This is a genomic window from Streptomyces phaeochromogenes (assembly GCF_001418655.1).
GTDB lineage: Bacteria > Actinomycetota > Actinomycetes > Streptomycetales > Streptomycetaceae > Streptomyces > Streptomyces phaeochromogenes.
This window is the reverse complement of record NZ_LIQZ01000111.1, coordinates 51,368-64,004: the sequence shown is the minus strand read 5'-3', so window position 1 is coordinate 64,004 and position 12,637 is coordinate 51,368. Positions and strand designations below refer to the sequence as shown.

Here is a 12,637-nt window from a genome sequence, read left to right as displayed (position 1 = left end):
GGCCGTGAGGGCGGGGCGGGCCGGTGGGGTGCCGTGCTCGCCCGCACCCGGTCGGGTCAGCGGGGTGCTGCCGTGCTCGCCCGTACCACCAGCCGCGTGGACAACTCCGTACGCGTCCCCTCCGGCTGCTCGCCCGCCATCATCCGTACCAGCAGGCGCATCGCCGTCGCCGCCATCTCGGCGAGCGGCTGGCGGACGGTCGTCAGGGCCGGTGAGGCCCAGTGGGCCTCGGGCAGATCGTCGAAACCGACCACGCTGACGTCGTCCGGGACGGAGAGCCCCCGCTCGGCCAGCGCCCGGTACGCGCCCAGAGCCATGCGGTCCGAGCAGACGAAGACAGCGGTGGGCGGCTCCGGCAGATCGAGGAGCTCCAGCATCCGCCGGTGCGCCGCGCTCTCGTCGAAGTTGCCGTAGCGCAGGTACTCGGGGCGGTGGCGCAGTCCGGCCGCCGCGAGCGCCGAGCGGTAGCCGGCGACGCGCGCGGTGCTGCACATCTTGCGGCGGTAGCCGGCGATGACGGCGATGCGTTCGTGGCCGAGGGAGAACAGATGCTCGGTGGCGGTCACCCCTCCGTGCCAGTTGGCCGCGCCCACCGAGACGACCCCGGGCGGTGGCTCCAGCACCGGGTCGATCAGCACGAACGGGATGCGGTGCTGGTCCAGCCAGGCGTACTGGGACGCGGTCAGCTCGGAGAGGTTGAACAGCACCCCGGAGGAGCCGCGCGTGGACAGCTTGTCCAGCCAGCCGCGCTCCGGCCGGCCGCCCCGGGTCCGGGTCAGGCCCGCCGAGACCACCACCTCAAGGCCCGCGTCGTGCGCCGCCTCCTCCACGCCGTGCAGGATCGAGCCCGACCAGGAGTTCTCCAGCGAGTGGACGACGAGGTCGACCAGACCGGGCGACTTCACCGCGTCGAACCGGGGTCTGCGGACATAGCCGAGCCGGTCGAGCGCCTCCGTCACCCGGCGGCGGGTCTCCGGCGCCACGTCCTCCCGGCCGTTGACGACCTTGGAGGCCGTCGGTACGGAAACGCCCGCCTCGCGTGCCACGACCGCGAGGGTCGGCCCGGCCACGCTTCCGGTACGCACCATGGAAGCCCACCTCTCCAGGCCCCGTCCCGAGGGCCGTCGAAAGTTTCGGGTAGAAAGCGCTTCCTACAGTAAGGCCGCGGTGACACGCCGTGGAAGAGCCGGTATTCAACGGAATCTCGCGGAGCCGAAACTTTCGAAATGTCGAACACGCAGGTCCGGGGCGGGTCGGCCGTGTCGCCCCGCCTGCCGGACGGACCGCCGGACGGGCCGCCGGACGGGCCGCAGGACGGCGGATTTCGCCCTTCCGGGGGCCGCCCTGAACTTCCCCGGGCCGTTCTTGGGCTGCGTGACACAGGGGTTGTGTGATGCGCTGAGGGGGCAGACCCTGTCGTTCCCGCTCAGGTGAGGAGATGGTCGAATGGCCGAGGGTCCCGTGGTCAGCACCCCCTACGGTGCCGTCCGAGGCCGTTACGAGAACGGCCTCGCCGTGTTCCGAGGCATCCCCTACGCCGCCCCTCCCTTCGGCCCCCGCCGCTTCCGGCCACCCGTCCCGCCCGAGCCGTGGGACGGCGTGCGCGACGCGGGCGCGTTCGGGCCGACGCCGCCCAAGCCGCCGTACTCCGAGGCCTTCGCGAAGCTGCTCGCCGACCCGGTCGTGCCGGGCGACGACATCCTCAACCTCAACGTGTGGACGCCCGAGCCGGGCCCCGGCGCCCGCCTGCCCGTCATGGTGTGGATCCACGGCGGGGCGCTCACCCGCGGCTCGTCGGCGGTGCCGGTGTACGACGGCCGGTCCTTCGCCCGCGACGGCCTGGTGTTCGTCTCCCTCAACTACCGCCTGGGCGTTGAGGGTTACGGCCTCTTCCCGGACGCCCCCGCCAACCCGGGCCTGCGTGACCAGCTCGCCGCGCTGGAGTGGGTGCGGGACGCGATCGCCGAGTTCGGCGGCGATCCGGACCGGGTGACCGTCTTCGGCGAGTCCGCAGGCGCGATCAGCATCGGCGCGCTGCTGGCCAGCCCGTACGCCCAGGGTCTGTTCCGGCGGGCCGCGCTGCAGAGCGGCCCGCCCGAGGTGACGGAACGGGACAAGGTGCGGCGCCTGGTACGGCGTATGGCCACCCGGCTGAAGATCCCCGCGACCGCCGAGGCGTTCGCCGCCGTCGACCGGGCGGCCCTGGCCGAGGCACAGGCCGAGGTCGGCCGCCGTGCCAGCCCGGTCCTCGGGGGCCCCGCGTTCGGGATCGTCGTCGACGGCGACCTCGTGCCGCGCGACCCGCTGGAGGCGCTGCTCGACGGCGACGCGGCCCGGGACGTCGACCTGCTGCTGGGCTGGACCAGCGAGGAGTACCGGCTGTGGCTCGCGCCCACCGGCCTCCTGGAGCGCATCGACCGGCTGGGCCCGGTCGCCCTGGCCGGCGCGATGGCCCGCTGCCGCTGCGGCCCCGAGGTCCCGCGCGGCTACCGGCTGGCCCATCCCGACGCGAGCACCGCCGACCTGGTGGGCCAGCTGGTCACCGACCATCTGCTCCGAGTCCCGCTGCACCGCCTGGCGGACGCCCACCCCGCACCCTCGTACGTCTACGAGTTCGCCTGGCCCTCCAACGTCCCCGGCCTCGGCGCCTGCCACGCCCTGGAGCTCGGCTTCGTCTTCGACACCGCCGACGTGCCCGAGGCCGCGAAGCTCGCCGGGCCCGGGGCCCCGCAGGCTCTCGCCGACGAGATGCACTCGGCGTGGGTGCGGTTCGCCGTCGAGGGGGATCCGGGGTGGCCGGTGTGGGACGACACGCATCCGGTACGGGTCTTCGGGGCGGGGGAGCCCGCGGTCGTGCACGGGCCTCGGGATCGCGAACTCGCCCTGTGGGAGGCCGAGTTCGCCGCCTCGGAGGTCGCGGCCGATCCTGCCGGTCAGAAGACGCAGAAGACGCACAAGCCGGGTGCGGTGCCGTTGTCGGTCGTGCGGCGGCTTCGGAGGCCGGGAGGTGTGCGGCGGGGGTGACGTTCGAGGGGGCGCCCTCCGGTCTCCGTCCGCTCGTCGCCGAGCCCGTCCCGGTCCGCCTCTCACAGAGTGGGGATTCGCCCCGCCCAGCCGATTCCGCCGAGCAGGTGCTGCCGGAAGTCCGGGTCCTCGTAGGCCTCAGAGGCGTGGCCGAGGGCTGTGTAGAAGACCCGGCCCGCCCCCTGCTCGCGGCACCACACGAGCGGATGGTCGTCCCCCATGCCGCCTCCGTCGTACGAGGATTCGTCGGCGGAGACGAGCACGCGCACCGAACCTCGCGGGTTCGTGCGGAAGTCGTACCACTCGTCGGTGAACTCCCAGACGGCGGGCAGATGCCGGGTCGCGGGGTGATCCCGGTCCTCCACCACCGCCTTGCCCGGCTGGTGTTCGGGGTGCCGCGCGAACCTGGCCCCGAGCAACTCGCCGTAGTAGGGCCAGTCGTACTCCGTACAGGCCGCCGCGTGCACCCCGACGAAGCCGCCGCCCGCCTCGACGTACGCGGCGAGGTGCTCACGGCCGGCCGGTGTCAGGATGTCGCCGCTGGTGGAGAGGAAGACGACGGCCGCGTACGGGTCGACGGGGGCGTCGAAGAAGTCGGGGGCCTCCGTCGCGTGGACGGTGAAGCCGTGCGCGGCCCCGAGCGACCGTACGGCGGCGATGCCGTCGGGTATCGACTCGTGGCGGTAGTCCGTGGTGCGGGTGTGGACGAGTATTCGGGGTTCGCGGTGCTGCGCTGCCATGGGACCCGACTCTATGGCGCGCCGGAGCGCGGGTCGGAGGGCCGGGGGAGCAGGAGGGAGTCCGAAATTTTCGGTCCGGCGGGCCCGTCGCTCAACCCGACGCGCCCACCTCGTTGTTGGGCGCGCCGTCGCCGACCGGCGGCAGATCCCCGCGCTCGACCGGCTCGGTGGCGGTGCCCTCGGGCGCCGGTGGCAGGAGGGCGGTCAGTTCGGCGGCGTCCGGGTGGTGGGTCGCTTCCGCGGCCTCGCGCAGAACGGCGCGGTCCAGCCGGTTCGCGTCACCGACGAGCCGGATCACATGGCCGTCGCGGGGCAGGGCGTACTCGTGCTGGCCACCGGCCTTCCGGTACCAGGCGTCCCCGTCGCGCTCACAGGCGACCGACTCGCCCGACCCCTGCCCCAGTTGCGTCTTGGGGCAGTTCTCCGCGGTCAACGTGCCCCGGTCCACGAAGAGTTCGAACTGGGCGTGGGTCTTCTGGGAGAAGTACGCGGCATGGAACCCGTCGCCCCCGAACACCCCCACCGACTGCTGGGCCACCGCGAACCCCGGCGCCTCGGTGACGTAGACGAACTCCGGCGCGATCCCCAAGGCCCCGGCACGGGCGGCGAGTTCGGCGGGATCGGCCGAGCTGCCTGTGCCCTTGTCGGCACCTGCCGTGCCCGTGTCGGTATCGGCCGTGGTGCCAGTGTCGGCCCCGGCCCCCGCCTCCTCCGTACCGCAGGAAACGAGCAGCAGGGGCAGGAGCAGCAGCGGCAGGACACGTACGGCACGCACGGCACGAATCATGGGAGCCATCCTGCCGCACGGGTGTTCCCCTCCGGTGCGATTGGCGGCTGTCGTACGGGCTCAGGTGGAGTTGGAGGGGTACGCGGTGCTCACCAGCTGATCCTGGCCGCCACCGGCAGGTGGTCGCTGCCGGTGGCCGGCAGTACCCATGAGCTCTGCGGTTCCACGCCGCGGACCAGGATCTGGTCGATCCGTACGACCGGGAACCCCGCCGGCCAGCTGAAGCCGAAGCCGTCCCCGGCCGTCTCCTGGGCCGAGCGCAGCTGTGAGGTGAGGCCTGCGAACGCGCGGTCGTCCGTCGTGCCGTTCAGGTCGCCGAGCAGCACCACCCGCTCGTTCTGCTCGGCCGCGACGGCCTTGCCGAGCTTCTCCGCGCCGTCGTCCCGCTGGTTCGTCGACAGGCCCGCCCTGGGGTTGACGCGTACGGAGCCCAAGTGGGCCACGTACACCGCGAGCGGCCCCTGGTCCGTGGCCACCGTGGTGCGCAGCGCCCGGGGCGTGGCCGCCTTCTCCTCGGCCGACAGGTTCCGCGCCAGCGGCCCGGCCATGCCCAGCATCGCGACGTCGACGGTCCGGGTGTCCGACAGCGGGCGCTTGCTCCACAGCCCGACCGTGCCCTTGACCGTGTGGTACGGGTACGCCTTCGCCAGCCCCTTCTCGTACGCGCCCCGGGCCTGCCCGGTCAGCTCCTCCAGCGCCACCACGTCCGCTCCGGAGGCGGCCAGGTCGCGGGCGGTGCCGGTCGGGTCGGGGTTGCCGGCGCCGACGTTGTGGCTGACCACGGTGAGGTCACCGCCCGGGTGGGACTTGTCGCTGAGCACGCCGCCGAAGAGGTTCAGCCACACCGTGACCGGCAGCAGCAGCGCGACCAGGGTGGAGGCCGAGCGGCGCCACAGCGCTCCGGCCAGCAGCACCGGGACGAACACGCCGAACCACGGCAGGAACGTCTCCACCAGGCTGCCGACGTTCTTCAGCCCGTCCGGGATCCGCGCGTGCAGCAGCATGAGCAGGCCGAGGAGCAGCGCGAGCGCCGCGAGCACCGGGCCGCGCTTCCAGGGCTCAGGGCGGGAGACGGCGCGGACCGCCCGCCGGATGCCCGTGCGCCAGGCACCGGAGCCGCCATCCCGGTGGTCACCACCCCGGGAGCCGCCATCCCGGGAGTCGTCATCCCGGCGGCCGGCGCCTCCCTGACCGGCCGCCGCCGTGTCCCGCGCGTCGGCGGCCACGGGTTGCTTAGTGTCCTGCTGGGGGGTGGTCGTCATCGCGTGGAGGCTCCTGCTGGTTCGCTGCGGGACATGCCCCCAGTCAAGGCCGCGTGGTGTTGCGGGCACGTATGCGGTTTTCGATATGTCGGCGATATGCGTCGGCTCGTAGCATCGGGCGTATGCGTGTGCTGATCGTCGAGGACGAGCCCTTTCTGGCGGAAGCCATCCGCGACGGTCTGCGCCTGGAAGCGATCGCGGCCGACCTCGCGGGCGACGGCGACACCGCTCTGGAACTGCTGAGCATCAACACGTACGACATCGCCGTCCTCGACCGCGACATCCCCGGCCCCTCCGGCGACGAGATCGCCAAACGCATCGTCGCCTCCGGCAGTGGCATGCCGATCCTCATGCTCACCGCCGCCGACCGGCTCGACGACAAGGCCTCCGGGTTCGAACTCGGCGCCGACGACTACCTCACGAAACCTTTCGAACTCCGGGAACTCGCGCTCAGGCTCAGAGCACTCGACCGCAGACGCGCCCACAACAGGCCGCCCGTGCTGGAGATCGCGGGTCTGCGCCTGGACCCGTTCCGCAGAGAGGTCTACCGCGACGACCGCTACGTCGCGCTGACCCGGAAGCAGTTCGCCGTGCTCGAAGTCCTCGTCGCGGCCGAAGGCGGCACCGTCAGCGCCGAAGAACTCCTGGAACGCGCGTGGGACGAGAACGCCGACCCGTTCACCAACGCCGTGCGCATCACCGTCTCGGCCCTGCGCAAGCGTCTCGGCGAACCCTGGATCATCGCCACCGTGCCGGGAGTCGGCTACCGCATCGACGCGCAACCGGAGGCCGGGCACCGGGCCGGAGACAGGTCCGGACACGGGGGAACGGACCGTGGATAGGCGGCCCGGCATGAGCGTTCGCCTCAAGCTCACCCTCAGCTACGCCGGATTCCTCATGATCGCCGGCGTCCTGCTGCTCGCGGCGGTGTGGGTGTTCCTCCTGCGCTACGTCCCCGATCGGGCGATGCTCATAAACCCCGACGACAGGCCCGACGGTGTTTTTCCCATCCGGTCCGTCCTCCTGGACGTCTTCGCTCCGAGGGCGGCCGCGGTACTGGCGTTCCTGTTGGTGTTCGGCCTCGTGGGCGGGTGGATCCTCGCCGGCCGCATGCTCGCACCGCTGACCCGCATCACGGACGCCACCCGTACCGCCACGAACGGATCGCTCTCCCACCGGATCCGGCTGCCGGGCCGCAAGGACGAGTTCCGCGAACTCGCCGACGCCTTCGACGCGATGCTCGCCCGGCTCGAAGCGCACGTCGCCGAACAGCAGAGATTCGCCGCCAACGCCTCTCACGAGCTGCGCACCCCGCTGGCGGTCTCGAAGGCCCTGCTCGACGTGGCGCGCGCCGATCCGAACCAGGACACCGGCGAGGTCATCGACCGCCTCCACGCCGTCAACACCCGGGCGATCGACCTCACCGAGGCGCTGCTCCTGCTCAGCCACGCCGACCAGCGGTCCTTCACCCGGGAACACGTCGACCTGTCCCTCCTGGCGGAAGAAGCCGTCGAGACACTCCTTCCCCTCGCCGAGAAGCGTGGCGTCACCTTCGAAACCTCCGGCGACATCACGCCCACCCTCGGATCGCACGCGCTCCTGCTGCAGCTGACCACGAACCTCGTGCACAACGCGATCGTCCACAACCTGCCCGAACAGGGCACGGTATGGGTCGACACGAGCGCCCGCCCCGACACCGTGGTGCTCACCGTCGAGAACACCGGCGAGAAGCTCACCCCGCAGCAGGCCTCGACACTCACCGAACGATTCCAGCGCGGCACCGAGCGCGTACACACCGACCACGCGGGCGTCGGCCTCGGCCTGGCCATCGTCAAGACCATCACCCACGCCCACGACGGAACACTCACCCTCACCCCGCGCCCCGACGGCGGGATCCGCATCGCGGTGGAACTACCGGCCACGACCCCCGGCCTGAGCTGACCCAAGGGCTCTCCTCAGGCCGAGAGGGCTCTGCTCAGGCCGAGAAGGCTCTGCTCAGGCCGACCCGTCCCACAGTTCGGTGCTGTGCGCCCCGGTCAGTGCCGCGACCCGGTCGACGACCTCCTCGGCCGGTCGCGGTTCGAGGCGGCGGCCGTCGCGCAGCCGGAGTGCCACCCGGTCGTCCACGGCCTCCTTCGCGCCGATCACGGCCTGGTACGGGACCAGACGGGACTCCCGGATGCGGGCGCCCAGGCTGCCGCTCTCCGGTCCGGCGACCTCGGCCCGCAGCCCCCGTTCGGCGCAGCGCCGGGCGAGGGAGGCGGCGTTCGGGAGTTCCGCGTCCGAGATCGGCAGGATCACCAGCTGGGTCGGGGCGAGCCAGGGCGGGAAGGCGCCGCCGTGCTGCTCGACGAGGTGCGCCACGGCACGCTCCACGCTGCCGATGATGCTGCGATGGACCATGACCGGCCGGTGCTTGCCGCCGTCCGCGCCGATGTAGTGCAGGCCGAACCGCTCGGGCTGGTGGAAGTCGACCTGCACGGTGGACAGGGTGGACTCCCGGCCCGCGCCGTCGGCGACCTGGACGTCGATCTTCGGACCGTAGAACGCGGCCTCACCCTCGGCCGCCTCGTACGGCAGCCCCGAGCGGTCCAGGACCTCGGTCAGCAGCGCGGTGGACCGTTGCCACAGCTCGGGCGCGGCGACGTATTTGCCGCCCGGGCCCGGCAGGGAGAGCCGGTACCGGACCGGGTCGATCCCGAGTGCCTCGTACGCCCGGCGGATCATCTCCAGCGCCGCCCCGGCCTCGTCGGCCACCTGGTCCAGGGTGCAGAAGATGTGCGCGTCGTTGAGCTGGATCGCCCGTACGCGGGTGAGGCCGCCGAGTACGCCGGACAGCTCGGAGCGGTACATGCCGCCCAACTCGGCCATTCTGAGCGGGAGTTCACGGTAGCTGTGGGGGCGGGAGCGGTAGATCACCGCGTGGTGGGGACACAGGCTCGGGCGCAGCACGACCTGCTCCGAGCCCAGCTCCATCGGCGGGAACATGTCCTCGCTGTAGTGCGACCAGTGCCCCGAGATCTCGTACAGCTCGCGCTTGCCGAGCACCGGCGAGTACACGTGCCGGTAGCCGGCCCGCCGCTCCTCGCCGCGGATGTACTCCTCCAGGGTGTGCCGCACGGTCGCGCCGTCGGGCAGCCAGTACGGCAGCCCCGCCCCGATCAGCGGATCGGTGTCGAACAGGTCCAGCTCACGGCCGAGTCTGCGGTGGTCGTGACGGTTGCCGTGGTCCTGGCCGGGGCCGCTGTCGGTGATGTTGTCGTTCATGGTGGTGGTCTCCTCGTGGACGGGAAGATGTCCGGGCGAGTGACCGGGAACGCCGAAGCCCCGGGGCACTCGCCCCGGGGCTTCGGACTGGCTCATGAGTCAGCGCGCCGGGACACTCTCCGGCGTCGTCGTCATATGGGCGCGCTTCATGAGGGGGACGGTAGCAAGGGGCCGGGGGAGTGCGCGCGGGGTTTTTCACCGCGCGCCGGCCGGGGCGCGTCCTCCCGGCCGCCGGGTGCCGTCCTCCCGGCCCCGGCCCGCACGGCCTTCTAGGATCACCGCATGAGTGCCGCCGCACCGCTCACCCCGCAGCTCGCCGACGAGGTCCGCGAGGTCTTCCAACTCCCGCCCGGGCAGGCCGAGTTCAGGCCCCTCACGCACAACCCCAGGAACGGAGTGACCGGCGGTGTCTGGCGCGTCACCGCCGGCGGGCGCTCCGCCGTCCTCAAGGTGCTGACCCGCGCCAAGGACACCACCGAGACCTGGGCGGCCTCGGAGGACCCGCGCCACTGGAACTTCTGGCGGCGCGAGGCCCATGTGTACGAGGAGGGGGTCGCCCGGGTCTGGCAGCCGTGGGGCATCACCGCGCCCGACCTGCTGGCCTCCGTCGAACGGCCCGACGGAGACGTGGCGTTGTGGCTGGAGGACGTACGCGACGGCGAGCCCGCCACGGCATGGCCGGTCGCGCGGCACGCCCGGCACGCCGAGCGGTTGGGCGCGGCCCACGGCAGGGCACTGGCGGACGGCGTGGTCCTCGACCGGCCCTGGCTCAGCCGCCGCTTCCTGCGGGACTACACCTCGGGCCAGACGGTGGGCCGGGAGCTGCTCGACGACGACACGGCATGGCAACAGCCGCTCGTACGCGACCACTTCCCCGACGGACTGCGTGAGCGGATGGTGCGGCTGCACCACGAACGCGAGTGGTTCCTGCGGACCATGGAGTCGCTGCCCCGGGTCTTCAGCCACCTCGACCAGTGGCCCGCCAACCTCGTCTCGCACCACGGCGAAAGCGTCCTGCTGGACTGGGCGTTCGCCGGTGACGGCGCGCTCGGCGAGGACATCGGCAACTACATCCCCGACACGGTCTTCGACCTGTTCCTGCCCGCCGCCCGGCTCCCCGAGCTGGCGACCGCCGTGTACGAGGCCTACGTACGCGGCCTGCGCGCGGGCGGCTGGCAGGGCGACGAGCGTCTCGTCCGCCTCGGCGTGTGCGCCTCCGCCGTCAAGTACGACTGGCTCACCGCCCTGATGCTGTCCCGCGCGAGCGACGAGCGGCAGCTCGACTACGGCGGCGGCCGTACCGTCGAGGCCGAGCGCCGCTACCGGGAACGCGGAGTGGTGCTGGCGTTCCTGGCGGACTGGGCGGACGAGGCGCGGCGGCTCGCGGACGACCTGGGTTTCCCCCGCTGAGCCTTACCGCTTGAGCGAGGGCCGAGTGCCCCCTCACCGAGGATCACCGCGCCGACGCGTGCCGCCCGCCCTGCCCGTCCCTTCCGCGCCCCCGCCGACGCCTGGTCACCGGGATCATCAGCGTGGCCAGCAGCCCCAGCGCGGCGGCGACCAGCCACCACGCACGCGGTATGGGGCTCTCGTCGGCCGCGTTCTGCGTACGCGCGGCCTTCGGCACGGCCGACTCCGCGGCGGGGCGGGCGGTCGCGGACGGGCTCGCGGTGGTGGCAGCGTTCAGTACGACGTCGTTGCCGTCGCCGCCCCGGTAGCTGATCCGGTACCTGGTCTTGCCGACCTCGACCGCGGCGCCTTCCTTCAGCCCGGTGAACGTGCCGGTCGTCTTCGCCTTGCCGGCGTGGTCGATCAGGGTGACCGTCCCAGTCTTCGTCTCCGTCTTGGTCTCCGAACCCGAGCGGGCGTCCAGCCTGCCCGCCAGCGCCACCTTGCCCCGGACCTTCAACGCCCCGCCCCCTACGACGAGTTGACCACCTGGCCGCTGCCTGTAGTCCCCGGTCACCGTCACCCCGCCCGAGACCTTGCCCGTACTCGTCACCGAGCCGACGACCGTGCCCTTGCCGGACAGGGCGGTGGTCAGGTTCAGGGCCGCGCCGGGTGCCTTGCGGACGTCGAGCCGTGCGCCGGAGGCCGTGAGGCGGATCGCCCTGCTGCGGGCCAGGCCTGTCCCGTCGAGCGCGAGCGTGCCCTTCGTGACGGTCGTCGTCCCGGTGTACGTCACCGCCGTGCCCGTCAGCGTGGTCGTGGCCGCACCCGACTGTGTGAGGGAGCCGCCGCCGCCGATCCGGGACAGAACCAGCGGCTTGGAGGTGTTGCGGAGCACCAGCGAGCCGTCGTTGACCACCTTGTAGAGGTCGCCCTTGGTGTACAGCCCGCCGTCGCCGCCCGCCTTCCCGCTGCCCAGCCGCAGGACCGCGCCCCTCTGGACGGTCGTCGAGCCGTCGTAGTACTGGACGGCGGCGAAGGTGACGTTGTTGCCCTTGGTCCCCTTGATGACGACGTCGCCGGCACCGGGCGCGGACAGCGTGTCGTGGAACCGGCCGCCGCCGATGGGCGCGCCGAGCGTCACGGGCCCGTTGTAGTCGAAGGTGAGCAGTGAACGGGCCCTGGCGGCAAGCAGGTTGATGTAGACGGTCTCGGCCGTCCCCGGCATGAAGATCTTGTTGGTGGTCCCGTCGCCCCACTGGACATTGGCACCCTTGATGTTGGTGCCGCGCTTGTTGACGTTCTTCGTCGCCGGCCGCCAGTTGAGCGCCGGGTCGCTGAGCGAGGGGTTGGTGTCGCCGCCCTGGTTCGACCAGCTGTACTGGCCGGTGAGTACGACCTTGCTGCCGGGCCGCGACTGGACGTTGATGTCGCTGCCGTACTCCCGCTGGTAGAAGTTCTGCCGCAGGGTGACCGTCCGGCCGAGCGGGGTGTCGACGGTCCAGGTGCCCTGGTTGAGGATGGCGCGGGCGTTCGGCAGGGACACCGGGTACTCGGACTTGCCCGCGTCCATCGCGGTGCCGTTGTCGATCACCCCGGTGAACGGGTGCGTGCCCGCGATGTCGAGCTTGCCCCACATGAACCGCGGCTGGCTGACCAGCCCCGAACCGCTGATCGTGCCGAGGTTGAAGGTCCGCACGAGGGAGAGCCGCAGGGTTCCGTCGACCCTGACGTTGAGCTGATTCAGCTGGTAGCCGGGGGTGTTGTACGGGAAGTGCCCGATCAGACCCGTGCCGCCGCCCGTGCCGTACTGGAGGGTCGCCCCGCGCTCGACGGTGATCGCGGGCGGGTCCGGGTTGCTCACGGTGGTGTACGGGTGGTTGCCGCCCTGGGTGGCGACCCGCTGCCGCTGCCGGGACTCGGGCAGCGTGAAGTCGCTGTCCTTGGTGAGGACCAGGGTGCCGGAACCGCGCACGGTGAGCGTGCCCTCGCCCCGGAACACCCCGTCGTACGTGGTCTCCCCGGCCGGCACGGTCACCACGGTGTCGCCGCTCAGCGTCACGTCCCGGTCGGCGAGCACCGCCGCCGTGACGTCCTTCGCCCCGGCGGGCGCCGCGACCGCGCCCGGTGCCATGACTCCTGTCGCGACGACGACGGCGAGCGCCCCG

Annotated in this window: 10 protein-coding genes; 4 read left to right on the top strand and 6 right to left on the bottom strand. The window is 72.2% G+C overall.

Annotated elements, in window-relative coordinates; genetic code table 11:
- Positions 1–56 precede the first annotated feature (56 nt).
- Entirely contained in the window at positions 57–1,088 is a 1,032-nt protein-coding gene (locus tag AOK17_RS16040) for a LacI family DNA-binding transcriptional regulator (RefSeq protein ID WP_055613134.1), read from the bottom strand.
- A 358-nt stretch (positions 1,089–1,446) separates the two neighbouring features.
- Here AOK17_RS16040 and AOK17_RS16035 point away from each other — a divergent pair, with 358 nt between their 5' ends.
- Positions 1,447–3,024 (top strand): carboxylesterase/lipase family protein, encoded by a 1,578-nt coding sequence (locus AOK17_RS16035; protein WP_206190768.1) that lies wholly within the window; start codon positions 1,447–1,449, stop codon positions 3,022–3,024.
- Between the two features lie 62 nt (positions 3,025–3,086).
- On the opposite strand, the gene AOK17_RS16030 is transcribed toward AOK17_RS16035, so the two are convergent.
- From AOK17_RS16030 to AOK17_RS16020, 3 genes are all read right to left on the bottom strand, one after another.
- Positions 3,087–3,764: a ThuA domain-containing protein gene (locus AOK17_RS16030; RefSeq protein ID WP_055613133.1), complete on the bottom strand. Its 678-nt coding sequence runs from the start codon at positions 3,762–3,764 to the stop codon at positions 3,087–3,089.
- Positions 3,765–3,855: 91 nt separating this feature from the next.
- Complete coding sequence (locus AOK17_RS16025) at positions 3,856–4,551, bottom strand: hypothetical protein (RefSeq protein ID WP_055613132.1); 696 nt, start codon at positions 4,549–4,551, stop codon at positions 3,856–3,858.
- A gap of 89 nt (positions 4,552–4,640) precedes the next feature.
- Positions 4,641–5,813, bottom strand: a complete 1,173-nt coding sequence (locus AOK17_RS16020; RefSeq protein WP_079053049.1) for an endonuclease/exonuclease/phosphatase family protein — start codon at positions 5,811–5,813, stop codon at positions 4,641–4,643.
- A gap of 122 nt (positions 5,814–5,935) precedes the next feature.
- Here AOK17_RS16020 and AOK17_RS16015 point away from each other — a divergent pair, with 122 nt between their 5' ends.
- Positions 5,936–6,655: a response regulator transcription factor gene (locus AOK17_RS16015; RefSeq protein ID WP_055613131.1), complete on the top strand. Its 720-nt coding sequence runs from the start codon at positions 5,936–5,938 to the stop codon at positions 6,653–6,655.
- Positions 6,648–7,754, top strand: coding sequence for a sensor histidine kinase (locus AOK17_RS16010; RefSeq protein ID WP_206190767.1), 1,107 nt, complete (start codon positions 6,648–6,650; stop codon positions 7,752–7,754). The genes AOK17_RS16015 and AOK17_RS16010 overlap by 8 nt, the downstream gene beginning before the upstream one ends.
- Positions 7,755–7,808: 54 nt before the next feature.
- Here the strand turns inward: AOK17_RS16010 and thrS are convergent, their stop codons facing one another.
- Entirely contained in the window at positions 7,809–9,080 is a 1,272-nt protein-coding gene (gene thrS / locus AOK17_RS16005; RefSeq protein ID WP_055613144.1) for a threonine--tRNA ligase, read from the bottom strand.
- 282 nt (positions 9,081–9,362) lie between these two features.
- Here thrS and AOK17_RS16000 point away from each other — a divergent pair, with 282 nt between their 5' ends.
- Positions 9,363–10,490 carry a hypothetical protein gene (locus tag AOK17_RS16000; RefSeq protein ID WP_055613129.1) on the top strand — a complete coding sequence of 376 codons (1,128 nt, stop codon included), beginning with the start codon at positions 9,363–9,365 and terminating at the stop codon, positions 10,488–10,490.
- A 43-nt stretch (positions 10,491–10,533) separates the two neighbouring features.
- Here the strand turns inward: AOK17_RS16000 and AOK17_RS15995 are convergent, their stop codons facing one another.
- On the bottom strand, positions 10,534–12,603 hold the full coding sequence (locus AOK17_RS15995; protein WP_245697178.1) for an autotransporter: 2,070 nt from the start codon (positions 12,601–12,603) through the stop codon (positions 10,534–10,536).
- Between the last annotated feature and the right edge of the window lie 34 nt (positions 12,604–12,637).

Coding starts and splice junctions, on each gene's coding strand:
- AOK17_RS16030 (WP_055613133.1), bottom strand. CDS start 3,764: ATGGCAGCGCAGCACCGCGAACCCCGAATACTCGTCCACACCCGCACC.
- thrS (WP_055613144.1), bottom strand. CDS start 9,080: ATGAACGACAACATCACCGACAGCGGCCCCGGCCAGGACCACGGCAAC.
- AOK17_RS16035 (WP_206190768.1), top strand. CDS start 1,447: ATGGCCGAGGGTCCCGTGGTCAGCACCCCCTACGGTGCCGTCCGAGGC.
- AOK17_RS16020 (WP_079053049.1), bottom strand. CDS start 5,813: ATGACGACCACCCCCCAGCAGGACACTAAGCAACCCGTGGCCGCCGAC.
- AOK17_RS16040 (WP_055613134.1), bottom strand. CDS start 1,088: ATGGTGCGTACCGGAAGCGTGGCCGGGCCGACCCTCGCGGTCGTGGCA.
- AOK17_RS16025 (WP_055613132.1), bottom strand. CDS start 4,551: ATGATTCGTGCCGTGCGTGCCGTACGTGTCCTGCCGCTGCTGCTCCTG.
- AOK17_RS16015 (WP_055613131.1), top strand. CDS start 5,936: ATGCGTGTGCTGATCGTCGAGGACGAGCCCTTTCTGGCGGAAGCCATC.
- AOK17_RS16000 (WP_055613129.1), top strand. CDS start 9,363: ATGAGTGCCGCCGCACCGCTCACCCCGCAGCTCGCCGACGAGGTCCGC.
- AOK17_RS15995 (WP_245697178.1), bottom strand. CDS start 12,603: ATGGCACCGGGCGCGGTCGCGGCGCCCGCCGGGGCGAAGGACGTCACG.